General features: G+C 60.3%; 8 protein-coding genes. 1 reads left to right on the plus strand and 7 read right to left on the minus strand.

The genetic code is table 11. The features are described 5' to 3' along the window. Positions 1–422: DDE-type integrase/transposase/recombinase (locus tag QM019_RS09880; protein WP_282852839.1), on the plus strand; the 422-nt coding region annotated here is incomplete at its 5' end. Positions 423–559: 137 nt separating this feature from the next. Here the strand turns inward: QM019_RS09880 and QM019_RS09885 are convergent. Genes QM019_RS09885 through QM019_RS09915 form a run of 7 tightly spaced genes read right to left on the minus strand, consistent with a single transcriptional unit; the run spans position 560 to position 14,926 of the window. Continuing rightward, complete coding sequence (locus QM019_RS09885) at positions 560–3,151, minus strand: AAA family ATPase (protein WP_282852840.1); 2,592 nt, start codon at positions 3,149–3,151, stop codon at positions 560–562. Next, positions 3,148–4,311 (minus strand): AAA family ATPase, encoded by a 1,164-nt coding sequence (locus tag QM019_RS09890; protein ID WP_282852841.1) that lies wholly within the window; start codon positions 4,309–4,311, stop codon positions 3,148–3,150. The genes QM019_RS09885 and QM019_RS09890 overlap by 4 nt, the downstream gene beginning before the upstream one ends. Continuing rightward, positions 4,301–5,068, minus strand: coding sequence for a DUF6414 family protein (locus QM019_RS09895; protein WP_282852842.1), 768 nt, complete (start codon positions 5,066–5,068; stop codon positions 4,301–4,303). The genes QM019_RS09890 and QM019_RS09895 overlap by 11 nt, the downstream gene beginning before the upstream one ends. Next, positions 5,065–8,070, minus strand: a complete 3,006-nt coding sequence (locus QM019_RS09900; RefSeq protein WP_282852843.1) for a restriction endonuclease — start codon at positions 8,068–8,070, stop codon at positions 5,065–5,067. Before QM019_RS09900 ends, QM019_RS09895 begins: the two co-directional genes overlap by 4 nt. A gap of 2 nt (positions 8,071–8,072) precedes the next feature. Continuing rightward, positions 8,073–9,920, minus strand: a complete 1,848-nt coding sequence (locus tag QM019_RS09905) for a site-specific DNA-methyltransferase (RefSeq protein ID WP_282852844.1) — start codon at positions 9,918–9,920, stop codon at positions 8,073–8,075. A 57-nt stretch (positions 9,921–9,977) separates the two neighbouring features. Continuing rightward, positions 9,978–12,863 carry an SNF2-related protein gene (locus tag QM019_RS09910; RefSeq protein ID WP_282852845.1) on the minus strand — a complete coding sequence of 962 codons (2,886 nt, stop codon included), beginning with the start codon at positions 12,861–12,863 and terminating at the stop codon, positions 9,978–9,980. Further along, on the minus strand, positions 12,860–14,926 hold the full coding sequence (locus tag QM019_RS09915) for a DUF262 domain-containing protein (protein WP_282852846.1): 2,067 nt from the start codon (positions 14,924–14,926) through the stop codon (positions 12,860–12,862). The genes QM019_RS09910 and QM019_RS09915 overlap by 4 nt, the downstream gene beginning before the upstream one ends. Positions 14,927–14,999: the final 73 nt, after the last annotated feature.

A 14,999-nucleotide genomic window follows, 5' to 3' on the forward strand; every position in this document is an offset into this window, starting at 1 on the left:
TCGGGAACAAGATCGTCGGCTACTCGATCGACTCGAGAATGAAGTCAAGTCTTGCTGTCCGAGCGCTCGAGAACGCAGTCGCGATGCGTGGTGCTGTCGCCGGCTGCGTGGTCCACTCCGACCGCGGATCGCAATTCCGAAGCAGGAAGTTCCTGCGCGCGCTATCCCGTCACCACCTGGTCGGCTCGATGGGCCGAGTCGCCTCGTGCGGTGACAACGCCGCGATGGAATCGTTCTTCGCACTACTGCAGAAGAACGTCCTCGACCGGCGATCCTGGACCTCCCGGGAGCAGCTGCGCATCGCGATCGTGACCTGGATCGAACGGACCTATCACCGCCGACGCCGACAGGCCGCTCTCGGGCATTTGACGCCCATCGAATTCGAAGCCATCATGAACACGACCGTCGCACTGGCGGCGTGACTAGAAACTGTCACCTATCCGTGCAGCAGTCCCATTCAGCAGACCCACCACTCCGCTATCGGAGCCCCACCCATCAGCAGAATCGAAAACAACCTGCCTGGACATCACAGCTAGCCGGGAGACCGGGAAGCCCGACCCTACTTTCCGTCGTTGGTCTTCTTGAGTTCCTGAAGTTCAGTCCAATGCTGCTTCAACCCAGCAAGGGTAGGGCTCACCCCGAGGCTCACAAGCGGCTGCGAGTGCGCGTCAATGTACCGGCAGGCTTCCTCGAATACGCTGGTGACCTTCGGGATGATTTCACCCAGCTTTGTCGTATTGATGTTCGGCAGTCGTGTCATGCCGACGTTCGGCTGGTACCGCTGCGTTACTCCTTGGAGCAGCTCGGTCTCAGTGAAGACCTCGCACCAGGAGCGAAGCCAGCCATAGCCAACGCGAACGAGCGCGTCGCGCGCCTCGCCCTCTTGCTGTTGCGCCATCTGGATCGTGCCGTTTATCTTTCCTTTGATCCCGTTGAGAGTGTCCCAGCGCGGGCCAGTCGCATGTGTGACCTTGCCTTTACCGTCCTCGTCGGTGATCTGAAAATAAGCACACCGCTTTGACTTCTCGAACAGGCCGAGGAGCGTGGTGGCGAACATGATGTCGTGTGTGAAAACGATGACCTGATTATCATCGGCGAGCTGCGCGATACGTTGCGCGACCTCATTAATTCGACGGTGATCAAGACTCGAAACGGGGTCGTCGAAGATGACCGGTGCTGTGATGCCGGCCAGCCGCGCCTCAGCCAAGAAGTCTGCAAGCGCCAGCACCTTCTGCTCTCCTTCGGAGAGCACCTTTGATGGCTTATGCTGACCGCTCATGACCTTACGGCGGTGCGCCTTCCCCTCGCGCCCGACAAACTGAAGCTTCAGGACGGGTGCGCGCAATGCGTCGCACTCCTCGAGGAAGAGCGCATCAAAGCTCTGGTTGATCAGCTGGTCACTCGCAGTCTTGGCAAGCGCTGTGACCGCCCTGGTGAGTTGCGGCAACGGTCGCTTCAGAGTCTTCAGTCGATCGGTTTCCTTCGCGTTCTTGACCTGCGTCTCGATCAGAGTCCACGACTTGCCGAGTTCAACGGCGTCCTTGTACTCGAGGTACTCGGCTTGCTTGTCTGCGAGCGCTTGCGTTCGGTTTTGCTGTTGCTCCTCCAGGGTCGCAAGGCTGGAGCCAACAGTCAGCGCCGCCGCGTCGACGTCGGTCTTAGGCTTGCTCAACAAGTCCGAAAGGGTGAGGCTGGCGGGCGCTGCCGAGGCCGCCGCTGTGGCAAGGGCGCTGCGCGCTCCTTCGATCGTCTCCACCCAAGTGAAGTAGGGCGGCTGATCATCGTTGCCCCGGTTCTCGTTTAGGAATACAACGATTTCGTTGCTCTGCACTTCGGTAGCCTGGCGCTTCAGCTCCGCCAGAACGGCCTCGGTAGATCGTAGGTCGGCTGAGATCTTGTCTTCGAGATAGGCGGAGTACCTCGAAAGCAGATCGCGAGCAGGTTCGAGAAGCGGCTGGCGACAGTAGAGGCAACGGTCCGAGTCGTGAGCTTCAAGTTCGACAAGGTGTTGCCGATATGTCTCGCCAGACTCGATGAAGCGGCTCCAGGTGTCATCGGGCTCGGCGGGGAGATCAGCGGCCGCGAAGAGTTCAGACCGGAACCTGTCATAGTCCGACTTGAGTTGGGCTCGTCTGTCGAGGGCCGCGTTGTAGGCAGCTGCGTCGAAATTGACGAGCACCTCGGCGGCAGCAGCCGCCTGGGATAGGACGCGCTGTTCGGCTTTGAGTGCGGTGATCTGCGTGCCGATAGTGTTCGCGCGCAATACGCCGACTGCTTGCGCGAGGCCGTCGAGCTTCGCGTCGGCGTCATCGTCGGTGATCGCCTTCGCTTTGAGAGCCGCGAGGTCAGTGGAGGTACCAAGGGTCTCGATCAGCGGGTAGATCGTTGAGCCGCTTTGAAACCGGTCGAGGGGGCTGGAACTGCCGGTGTCGAGCGCACCAACGGAGACGTCGATCTGTGCCGCGACCGCCCGGATTGCCGCCGTTACATGGTTGAAGAGTGCCAGCGATGCGGGTGTGTAAACGTAGTCAAGTTCATCATCAACATGCGTAGTGACTGCTGGGCTGTCGAAGATCGACATTCGCGTGAAAGGCGATACACCGCGGTCTCCCGCCCATATCAGTACTTGCGGATCATCGCCGAGCTTGAAGTCCAGTCTGGCGGTCTGGTCTTCGGACGCTTCTGCCTCGATGTTCCCGAGGATGGTGTCCGCCGTGCGGCTGTTCGCCAGCGCCTTGAATATGCGGGAGTAGCCAGTCTTGCCGGTGCCGTTCTCGCCGTAGAGGATCGTGAGTCCCTCGTGCGGTACGATCTCCGATCCAGAGACGAGGGCGTTGACACCATGCACTTCCGACAGGCGCGTCAAGGTCAACGGTGGCGCCGATTCGTCCTGTCTAGCGACGATGTCAATCTTCTCAACAGCAGGCAGCTCGCGCTTGTCGAGGGAGTTCTCCTGGCGGAAGAGTTGATACGCCGTGTCAATGGTGGAAGCGCTGACCGGACGGCCGGTTGTGATGATTTCAGAGACCAGTAGACGCGACCACTCGTCGTTCGCGTTCGCCCAGTCCACGAGTAGCGCTCGGGGGTCGAGGAACTCCTTTGACTCCGGCTCCGCTGATTCTTCCAAGCTGATGGTCAGATCATCACTCATGCCACGTCCTTCGTCCCGATTTCGTAACTCTCCCGAGGATCATCGTTGAGTACCTCACGCACGAGTAAGAGCGAGATCACTTCATCCACCAACTTTCCGAGCTTGCGAACGTTTCCCGTGCCACTGGCCCGAGCGTGGAGCAGTGACTTGATCTCGTCGCTGTTGAGCGCCGATTGCTCATTCGCAGAGAGGGCTCCAAAGCGACTATCTACCAGCCGGTCGATCACCTGCTTGATCTCAGTGGGCGACAGAGGCGCGAAGGAGATCAAAGCGTCGAAGCGCGAGTACAGGGCTTCCCCCAGTGACTTGCGGATCTCGTCTTCTGAACCGTAGTTCGAGGTGCAGATGATCAGCGCAGGGCCGAGTCGCACTCGGTAGTTCTTGTCCTCGAAGACGCCTTCGTCGAAGAGCTCGTAGAAGGCGCTATGGAAGACAGAGTTCGCCTTATCGAACTCGTCGATCAAGATCACGCCCGACGAACGGTCAAGCAGATCCCGCGCGAACGAACTTTCGGCGTGCGTACCGCCGAAGACGTAGGACGCGAACTTGTCGCTATGGAACATCGAGAACTGCTTACGCAGTAACTTGCCACCGAGAAGCCCGTTGACTAACTGGGCAGTCTCCGTCTTGCCGACGCCCGATGGGCCATAGAACATCAGGACGACGGGTTTGCTGCGCCGATCCGTCGTCAGTGGGTAGAGGGCAGCCAGCATCCGATCCCGGACGGCTTCTTGTCCAACTAGATGATCTGCGTAGCCATCGCGGAACTTGATCAAGGTGTCACGCGTGACAACCGGATACGAAAAGGACTTAACTTTCGTCTTGAACACTCGGTCAAGCTGCGTGTGGATGGCTTCGGGCGGATTGTGCAGGAGCAACTGCTTCGGACCGATCTCGCGCACAAGGCCAACGAAGTTCGTGATGGCGTGCTCATGAACACTCGCGTAGTCGCTGGACATCGCAATCAGACGGTCTGGCCTCGGGGCAGCTGGTTCCTCCTCGGCAGCCTCTTGTCCGTCGACCGTGTGCAGGATGCGGCGCCTGGCTTCGTCACGCTCGTTGACAGCATCAAGCAGGTACTGACGCGCGCCCTTGCCGAGTTGCTTCTCGAACCATGAAAGAGGGCCATAGTAGACGGTGACCGTCGTGTCACTCCCCATACTCGACTCCCGCAAGAATGATGTCGTACACGTCGAGTAGCGTCCTCCGTTCCGACGAGACCCCCTTGAGCACGTCCAGCCCGGTCAACGGCGCAGGCTCGCTGCCAGGCGCCATCTCGGCCTCCATTGTCAGGCTGGACTCTGCTGCGCTACCGACGCGGATACCGTGAAACACAAGCTGCATGCGGCCGAGATCGACCAGACCATAGTTGTTTCGGAACGCCTCGAAGTTGAAGCGCAGGATGCACTTCGCTCCGTCCACGCTCTGCCCGAGTAGTTCGTAGTAGCCCTTCGCTGACGTCAGCGCAGTATCAAGTTCGGCAAGGTTGACAGGTAGCTCGTCGATCTTGAGCATTGCCAAGTACGGCGTGTACATCTTCATGTACGCTGCCGAGTCGCTGCGAGCAGTGACCGTCAGGCCGTCGAGGCGCTCGATTCCCTTCAGCTCATCGAGCTTGCTGAGATAGTCGGTCAGGATGGTATTCGAGAGCGTTTTATTCAGGATGTTGCGTCCGACCGCCGACGCGCTCGCTGCGGCGCTAGCCTCGGCTGATCCGCCGAAGAAGGGCAGCCAGTTGAACTTCGCGGCGGCCTTCGCGCGTGCTTCGGCCTCCACCTCAGCCGCCCGTTCCTTGGTCAGTTCCTTCGAGGAGGTCTCTCGTCCACCTGCGGCGATATCCATCAGGTCGGAAGCAGACTCTTCGTCGAAGTAGACGATCTTGATTAGCCAAGGCTGAGTAGCGTCTCCCGAGGTCACAGCTTCCAACTCCCCGGAACCGACACCGCGTAGTCCAGCACGCCGATGGCCTCGAAGTGCTGCTTCGCGGACTTGATCTTGGCGTTCTCTGTTGGGCGGCGCTTGATCTCGTCCTCGGTGCTCTTCGTCTCGCGGATCATGTAGACGCGCTCCTCGCCGTCCTCGTGCTTAACGATCGCCCAGTCCGGGTTGTACGGCCCGACAGGGGTGTCGATCTTGAACTTGTCGGGCAGCTTCATGAAGAACTTGATGTCCTCTCGGCCGTCGAGCAGTTCTGCGAATTGGCGCTCGGGGTCGGAGTCGTAGACGACGTAGTCGAAGGTCGACTTGTCCGCGTTCTCGAGCTTGTACATCTGGTCGAGGAAGCGTTCCTTCTCCTCCTCGCCGTCCTTGCGCAGCTCACGCAGCTCGTACACGGAGCCTGCGATCTTCTCGTACTGCACACCGTCGACGACGAGCTTCGCGAGCTCGGTCTGCATGAGGCGCTTGGCCATGGCGATGAAGTCATTCGGGTTCGCGATGAACTCGCCCAGCCGGCCGCTGCCGACGAGGACGTCGACAATGGTCTTGCGGGTGAGGGAAGTGGCCTCCTGCAGCTCTCCGATGATGTCCGGCAGGTCGTAGCTGCCTCGGAGTTCCTGCTGACGTGACCCGAGTTCCTGGCCCTTCGCGCCACCGCGGAGGACCTTCACGCCCGCGCGGGTGACCTGGATGCGCAGCGGGTCGATGTCTGGTGCTTCCTTGATCGTCTTGACCGAGTTCTCGATGATCTTGTCGCGCTCCACCTCGACGCGGTACGTGGTGCGGCGGCTGATCGTCTCCCAGAACTTCTCGAACTCCGGGTTCGCGAACAGCTCCTTGTTGAGCTTACGCGAGTGACGCTTGCTCTTCGGCCTGACGTACTTGCCGATGTTCGCGCGGCCAACCAGCTCGATGACGAACGGCTCAGCCCACATGAAGTCAATGGGCATGTTGAGGCTGAAGTCGAGCGTGTTCGGCTGGAACTTCGGCTGCACAACGCCGTCCTTGTCGATGAACTTCTGCGCGAGCAGGTGCTCCCAGATCGACACGGACCCCTCATAACCGAGATTCTCATCGGTGAGCGAACCGTCCGGGTTCTGCAGCGGGATCTTCGAGAACTCCGCCTTGCGCACGCGCCCGATCTCGACGCCCTCGTCCTTGTATTCCTTCTGGAGCGCGTCGGCGAATTGCTTATACGACTCGTTCGCCACCACGGTCAGTGTCGCGATGCCACGATCGGCAACACGCTCGTAGCCACCTTCGCTCTTCGCGACCGGCAGGCGTAGACCACGCCCGAGCGTCTGGCGTCGCTCCGTCTCGGCACCCATCTCGCGCAGGATGCAGATCTGGAAGACGTTCGGGTTGTCCCAGCCCTCGCGCAGGGCGGAGTGGCTGAACACGAACCGTGTCGGCTCGTTCTCGTCGAGCAGGCGTTCCTTCTGCTGCATGATCAACTCGTAGGCGTCGTCATCGGCCTTGGTGGTGCCGGACGTGTCCTGGAACTTATCTGCCGCACCTTTCTTGCCCTTGAGGACAGAGAAGTAGCCGCGACGCAGCTCGGCAGGATCCTGCGGGAGCAGCTCCTGCCATTGCGGCGACTTGGCACGCTCTTCACGGAACAGCTCGTCGAACCACTGCACGAACTGACCGTTCGCATCGTTGTTGTTCGAGCCGTCGCCGAGGAAGCTCTCGACCTTGTCGATGAAGAAGAGGCTGAGTACCTTGATGCCCTTGGCGCGCAGCTGCGTCTCCTTGCGCAGGTGCTCTTTGATCGTCTCGCGGATCATCTCCTTGTAGATCGCGCCCGACGATCCGCCGATGCTTTCGCCCTGGTACAGGTAGCCGTGCAGTGTCAGGTCGACGTAGGCGGGTTCGATGCTCATCTCGTTGACGCGCCAGCCGTCGTAGTTCGCGTTGTTCGTCAGGCGAGGATCGGACAGCTCCTGGTTCTGCTTGACGTTCACCACCCGGCGCTCAAGTGACCCGTCCGCCTTGCGGCAGGACAGCTCCAGCCGCGCGACCCAGCCCTTGTCGTTCTTGACCTCGACCAGCTTGATGTACGGAGTCGCGTCCGCTCCTTGCTGCTGCACGTCGGCCACCACGATCTGCTTCACCAGACCGAGATCGTGCGCGTCGACCGGGTCGAGTCGGTAGACGACGTTGCGGAGCTTCTTGTGCGTCGCGCTGTAGCGCAACGTGAACACCGGGTCGAGCTCGCTCACGGCCGACTGAGAGAGCAGGCGCTCCATGTTCTGCGGCTCGTCCATGATGACGACCGGATGCGTCGCCTTCAGGTAGTCGATCGGCTTAAGGCCGTTCAGCTTGTCGCGCGTCTGGTGGATGATACGCGTGTTCTTGTCACCACGAAGCGAAGCGATCGTCATCACCATGATCTGCACGTTGGTCGACGTCGCGAACGACTGCACCTCCTCCGCGTTCTGGCCGCTATAGACCGACGAGTCGAAGGTGATGTTGCGCTTCTTGTACAGGTCCTCGAAGTGCGAGCGCATGAGGCGAATGCTCGTGTTCACGCCCTCACGGATCGCGACGCTAGGCACCAGGATCACGAACTTCGTGAAGTTGTACTGTGCGGCCAGCTCGAAGATGGTCCGGAGGTACACGTACGTCTTACCTGTACCCGTCTCCATCTCGATGTCAAAGTCGAGCGCAGAGTCGTCGAAGAGCTTCGAGGCGACCTCGAGGCCGTTCTTGTCCTGCACGCGCTGCAAGTTGGCAAGCACCGTGTCGCGGTCGAGCACCAGGCGGTTTCCGACGGCGCCGACCTCTTGCGAGAGGTCGAGGTCGAGCGCCGCGTTCTCCGTCTCGTCGAGCGCAGCCACCTGGCCGCGCAGCGTCGTCTCCAGCTTCTCGGCATCCTTCGGCTGACCATCAAACAGGTCGACCACCGACTTAATCGCGTCGAGCTGGTACTGCTGGCTGGCGTCAAACTTGAATCCGCTACTCGCTGTGTTGTCTCCCATGATCAGGCCGTCCAGAGCTCGATGCCCTTGCTCTTGCAGAGCTGGGCCAGGTTGGTCTTGAGCTGGTCGTCACCCTGGAACGCATCCTCGAGGACGATCAGGCGAGCAGGGTCCGCGTCCACCACGCCCCGCAACTGCTCGAGCGTCGGCTTGACGCGCTCATTCAGGTAGGCGAGCACAATGCCGTCGCCCACCGAGCGCAGGTTGAGGCCGGAAACGTCGACTGAAGCGATCTGCTCAGTCAGCGAGTAGCCCTGCTTGAGGAGGAGCTCCGCGAGGAGATCGTCAGCGGAGGCGTCATCGGCGCTGCTCGACTCACGCAGATCGAACAGGTGCTGCTCGAGCTCGTTGCGATCGATATCGCTTGAGACATTCCACTTCGAGAAGTTCGTCTCAGCGAGGACGTAAGCGCGGTAGCCGCCGTCATTGCCGGCGAGTCCCTCCGAATCCAATGAGTCTGCCGCGAGGCCAATTCGAGCGCGAGCGATCGAGGCGATCGTGTCATACCCCTTGGCGCGTGCGTCCGACCCCTCCGGTGTTGGCTCAGGTAGCTGCACCGCGATGAACCGGCGACTCCCTGCGTCTCTCGCGTTCGCAGCGAGCACAGCGTGAGCAGTGCTTCCGGATCCCGCAAAGAAATCCAGAACGATCGAGTCAGGCGAGCTTCCAATCGCGACGAGGGTACTCAGCAGCTTGGTTGGCTTCGGATTGTCAAAGTAGTTCCCGCCGAGAAGATTTCGGACCTCCGTGCTGCCCGTACGAGTCCGTCCAAACCGCTCGTCAACGAACAGAGAACGCGGCTTACCGCCGGGCTTCTCGTAGTTCTTCGTGTACACCTTGCCATCCTTGAAGACGAGCTGGTCCATGTTCCGCTGAACCTTGTCCTTCGACCAACGCCAGATGGCGTTCGGCTGTGCGGGGTCGCGATGGGTCAGGCTGTAGGTTTCACCATCCGGCCCGATGAGCTCATAGTCCATCGACTTCGAGTACTGCAAGTTCTGCTTATCAAGACGCTCGAGCGCGTAACGACCACGCTCATCTGAGTTGTTATACGAAGTCGTTGCCACAGCGTCAGGATCAAGCCCCAACGCGCTCGCTGTGCCCGACCTGGAGAAGCAAACGATGTACTCATGATCCACGGCAACCTCATTGCTATCGTTCGCGCCGCCGCTCTTGCTCTTCCAGATGAACGTTGCGACATGATTTGCCTCGCCGAAAACCTCATTCCCAAGCTTGAGCAAGTTATCGATCTCGTTGTCATCGATCGAGATGAAGATGACGCCATCCTCGGTCAACAGGTTCCGCGCAAGCTTGAGCCGCGGGTACATCATGTTCAGCCAGTTGGAGTGGTAGCGCCCCTCGGTGTCGGCGTTGGTCGAGAGTTTCTTGCCCTCGTCGTTGACCTGGCGCGTCCACTCGAGGTAGGTGTCGAGACCTTCCTTGTAGTTGTCCGGGTAGACGAAGTCCTTGCCGGTGTTGTACGGAGGATCGATATAGATCATCTTGATCTTGGCGTGGTAGTGCTTCTGCAGGATCTTGAGCACCTCGAGGTTGTCGCCCTCGATGAACACGTTCTTGGTGGTGTCCCAGTCCTTCGAGTTCTCGAAGTCGGGGCGCAGCGTGGCCGTCGTCGGCTCCTGGGCAGCACGCAGGGCACGCTTCTTACCCGGCCAGAACAGCCCGAAACGCTCACTGCTGTCGGCCGCGTCGCCGTCCAACAGTTCCTTGAGCTTCTCCACGTCCACCTTGCCGTCGGCAATGACCTCGGGCATCAGCTCAGCAAGCTGCGCCGCCAGCTCAGTCTGGAAGTTCGGGGTGGTGGATGGTGTTTCGTGGATTTCTTCGCTCATCGGGTATTTCTCTTTCCTCAGTTTAACAATTTCGATGTCTTTTGTGAACGCTGACCTTTACGCGACGATGCGCCAACGGATCGCGAACAGGTGCTCGGAGTGCTGCGTGCCTTGCAGGGATTGCTCGATCATGTCGAGCTTCTCGTCGATCTCGGCCTGCAGCTTGCGGCGTGCATCACGGAAGTCGTCGTCGGCCTCGTCCGCACGGCGCTCCCACTTACGGGCCTCGCGCTTGAGCTTGAGCTGCTCCATAGGGTCGTCCGCCTGCTTCGCCGCCTTGCGGGCTTCCTTCTCCTTGGTGCGGTACTCGCGGATCTTGCCCTCGTGCTCAGCCTTGCGGTCCTGCTGGTTGCGGTAGAGCAGTTCCTCCTGCTGGTCGTAGTAGCGAGAGTTGCGCCCCTGGACTTCTTTCTCCAGCTCACCGAGCCGCGTCTTGAGCTGCGGCTCGACCTTCGCGACGTCGACCGCGACGGGTTGTTCACCCACGCCCTGGCAGGCGAGGTCGAGGATGTCGGCAACGTATTCCTCGTCCAGGTACTGGCAGTCGTCGGTCATGCCACCGGCGAGCATGTACGACTCGGAGATGTCCTCGTCGCGTGCTCGCATCGTGAAGGTCAGCAGGTTGACCGTCAGCTCGCCACTCTTGCCTTCGAGCGCCTTGACAGCGTTGCTGGCCCGCTTCGATTGGCCGAGCGAGAAGGTCAGTTCGCGCTGCGGCGTCTCGTGCGCCTTCGCGGTGTCTGCGACGTGCTGCGCGAGCGGACTGGCGTAGCGATACTGGTGGGCGTTCGGGAGCGGTTTCGACTTGAAGAAGTAGCGGCCCGTCGGTGCGTCCTTGGTAGGAGCCTGGTTCAGCACGAACGTGCGTCCGTCGCCCTCGAACGTCGCGACATCGCGGAGTTCGTGCTGGGTGATCGCAAGCAGGAGACGCTCGAACTTGTTGAGAACGTCGCCCGACTGCTCGTCGTACGCCTTCAGCCGATCCTGCACATGCGGATCAAGGTGGTCGAAGACCTTGGCCTTGGCGTTGGCCATCTCCTTCGAGATCTCGCCTGCGAACTGATCCTCAAGCTGTTTGAATGCCGCATCGATCTCGCCGGCCGTCTTGCAGCGGGTGAGGATGTCGCTGATCCGCTTCTCGAAGTCAAGGCCGTCCTCCACCGCGCCAAGCACCTCGTCGGAGGCGCCGAACACGCTCGAGAACAGTTGGAACTTGTTCGTCAGCAGCTCCAGGATGCGCTGCTCGGCGACGTTGCCCTTGTTGCTGAAGTTCACGACGACGACGTTGTGCTTTTGGCCGAAGCGGTGCACGCGGCCGATGCGCTGCTCGACGCGTTGCGGGTTCCACGGCAGGTCGTAGTTGACGAGCATCGAGCAGAACTGCAGGTTGATGCCCTCCGCCGCTGCCTCGGTCGCGATCATGATCGTGCCTTGCTCGCGGAAGTAGTCCACGAGCGCCTTTCGACGATCGACCGCCGGGATGCCCGTGATCATGTCGCCGTCCTTGTTGGCCGTCAGCCACGCCTGGTAGATCGCCGTCTGCTCCGGCGACGTGTTCGAGCCATTGAACAGCACGACGCCTTCGCCGCGACCGGCGTCGGCAAGCGTGCGGGCGATGTACTCCTGCGTCTTGGTCGAATCGGTGAAGATAATTGCCTTCTCGGCGGCGCCGAGCTCGCGGAGACGCTCGAAGCCCATGTCGAGAGCCTCGTGCAGCTTGACCGCCTTCTGATTGACGGCGATCGAGCGAGCCAGTGCAGCATACTCGCGGAGTTCATCGACCTCGGCGCGCATGCGCTTGAGAGTCTCGGCGTCGAGTTGCGCGCTCGATGTCTGATCCGTCGTCTCTTCGGCTTCCTCGACGATTTCCTCTTCGAGTTCGTCACCCGCCTCGAAGTCGGCCAGGAACAGCCCGCCACGGTTGTCGCGGAGTTTACCGGCGGCCACCTCGTCCGCCAGGCGGTTGGCGATGTTCTCCAGCGTGCTCGCAACGGCGTACGTCGATGATCCGAGGCGTTTGCGGATGATGAGCGCAGAGAGATGGCGCTGCGAGCCTGCGAACGCGAACAACTCGTCGCGCTGCAGGTAGTCGTTGACGAGGTCATACAAGCGCACCTCGTCCGGCGATGGTGTGAACTCGACGGTCAGCGGCATGCGCTTAGTGAACCGAATGTACTTGTTCGCGTCCTTGCGGAGCGTGCGCTTCGAGATCGCCGCCACACGCTCGACCAGGTCGTCGTCGCCGGTCAGGTCACGACTCTTGATGTAGCGCTCGCGGAATGCGTCGAGCGAGTAGAAGTAGTCAGGGTCGAATATCGAGACGAGGCCGTACAGCTCCTCGAGCTTGTTCTGCAGCGGCGTCGCGGTAAGAAGCACCGTCTTGTGCGCGCTCCGGGCGACGTGCGAGACGGCTTCAGCCATCTTGGCCTTGCCGTTCCAGTAGCTGCGTAGGCGGTGCGCTTCGTCAGCCACCACCAGGTCCCACGACTTCAGCAGTGAGGACTCGTGGCGGTGGGCGAACTCGTACGAGCAGATGAGGACTTCAGCGGCGCGGGTGTCCGTCTTCGCGAGCAGCGCGTCCTTCGACTTGGCGTCGAGGATCGTCGAAGGGATGAGGAACTTCTCGTACAGCTCCTGCTTCCACTGCTGACGCAGGCTCGAAGGAGCGATGATCAGGATGCGGCGCTTGCGCTCGGCCCAGTACTGCGAGATGACGATGCCAGCCTCGATCGTCTTGCCGAGCCCAACCTCATCAGCGAGAATTACACCCGGCAAAAACGGCGTTTGAAGGGCGAACAACGCGGCATCGATCTGATGTGGTTTCGGCTCTACCTGAGCGTCAAATAGCAGGCCAGCGAGCTTACCGACGTGATCGTTGGCATAACTTCGCTGCAACTCGTGAGCGAAGTACTTCGACTGGTAGTCGGTGAGATGCTGGGTCATGCCGCATCCTCCTCAACTAGCTCGAGGAGCGTTTCGGCGTCGAGCTTCTGCTCGGGGTCAGCCTTGCCTCGCACAAAGCGAATGCCCTCAGCCTCGAGAACCGCGACCGGCTTGCGCGTGTCAATGGGATCAAGCCATTTAAACCGATCAGAGACGGCGCCGTTGTTCGTCAGCACGCGATACGCATGCGAGCAATCGGTGCAGGTCGCCAGATGATTCGCCATCGGCTGCGGATACGTGCCGACGGCCTCGGCCAGGGCTTCGTAGCTCGTCCACGTGCCGTCAGGCATTGCAGCAAGCATGGCGTGCGCCTGCGACCAGTCGAACCGGCTGCCAGCGGTGAACTGCTTCTGGTACTTGCTGAGTGTTCTGTCGTCCAGTTCCGGACGCGCCCAGACCTTCACAGCTTCGAACGCCAGCGAGCTCGCTCGCTGCTCGATCTGGTCCTTGCCCCACGTAGCGAGCTGTCCGATCCCCTCGTTCAGCCGGAGCGGGCTGTGCTTGAACCCGCCCTCCATGTCACGCTTTTCCGGGAAGGATCGGTCGGAGTATTCGGAGTTGTAGCCGGTAAGCGTCAGGTTGCCGAGAGTGTGGAGGTACTGGTTGTGAACCGCTTGCCAATCCTCGCCAAGCGCCGTCTGCCAGGCGGGATTCGCGTTCTGCGGCATGATGTGCTCGATCGTATAGCGAGCCGTTGACGCTTCTTCTTTACTTCCGTGGTTCTCGAGCTTGTGGAAGAAGTACGCACGCCGTTTGATGTGATACATGTCCACTGTCTTGAGTGCCTCGATGAATTCCTCATCGGCAGGAAACCGTCGATAGTCCGGCAAGGTCAGCAGCCGAGCGCAAACGCTCTCGACGTAACGGTCCGGATCGATCGATGACACGAGCGTGGCGAACGTCTTATTGAGGCTGTTCGTTGGGATCGCGCAGACAGTCCGACGAAATATGTACGAGATCGTCGCGTCGAGGATCTGCGCGAAACCTGCCGACGTGAGTTTACCGGCCGCGTAGTCGGAATACACCTGGAGCTGGAACGGATACACGACCGTGGCAAGCTTCTCAATCTCTGCGAACCGACGAGCAAGCTGCATGTCCGTTTCCTTGCCGAGCGCCATTGCCGCGAACCACGTCACATGTCGGCTCAGATCGACGACAATCTGCTCACGGGTGACACCCTCCAGCTCCCGCCCGAAGGCGTACGCTTTGAAGGCTTCGTAGATCTCGTCAATGCGTGGAATCGTGTGCGACGGACTCTTGATCGTCAGATAGTGACGAACGAACTCGTCGAATCGTTTCTCGTTCGCCCCCTGGAACTCGCGCTCCATCGGGAACCAGTACGACTCATACAGGCGCTCTTGCTCTGCAGTCGGCATATCCATGAGCACGAAGTTGCGGATGAGATCGGCCTGCGACAGCTTCTTGCCGGTAGCGTTCATCGATTCGAAGACCAGCTGCGGATCGTCGAGACCGCGCGTCAGCTTGACGTCGACGACCACGAGCTTGTTGATCCCGTGGCATACCTCGACCAAATTCGTCTTCGGATCGCGAAGCTGTGAGAGGAAGAGGTTGAAGTTTGCAACGACACGAGAATCCTTGTCTGGCTGCGTTCCCTGCCGAATTACTGACTTGAGAGCGTCCTTGTCTCGCTGTGTGAGGATAAGCTTGAAATAATCGTCGCCTGATTCATACTGGTTTGTCAGATAGAGGCCGCGGATCCTCTGGGGCGCGAATCCTGGCACAGGCTCACGCTCATCCTCGGGAAGCTCCTCGAGACGCTGCGCGAGTGCGGCGAGGAGCAGCGTAACAGTCGTCACTCGTTGCTGACCATCGATAATCAGGTCTGGCTCACGCGAAGTATTCGATCCCTGGTCGCGCTCGATGTATACGATTGAGCCCGTGAAGTGATTGTTCAGCGAAGTGCGCTGCCCGGCACGGACTATGTCCCGCCAGAGCTGATAACACTCAGCCTCACCCCACGAGTAGACGCGCTGGTAGATCGGCACGACGAAGCGCTCAGACTTCTTCAAGAGCTGTAGCAGGTTCGTGTCAACAGCCTTCATCTCAAAGCCTCCAAGTGCCTGCAGGCACACTCATCTTGACGAATGCTCTGCATATCGATGGTTGTCATAGTTG

Source organism: Gulosibacter sediminis (genome assembly GCF_030011715.1).
Taxonomy (GTDB): Bacteria; Actinomycetota; Actinomycetes; order Actinomycetales; family Microbacteriaceae; genus Gulosibacter; species Gulosibacter sediminis.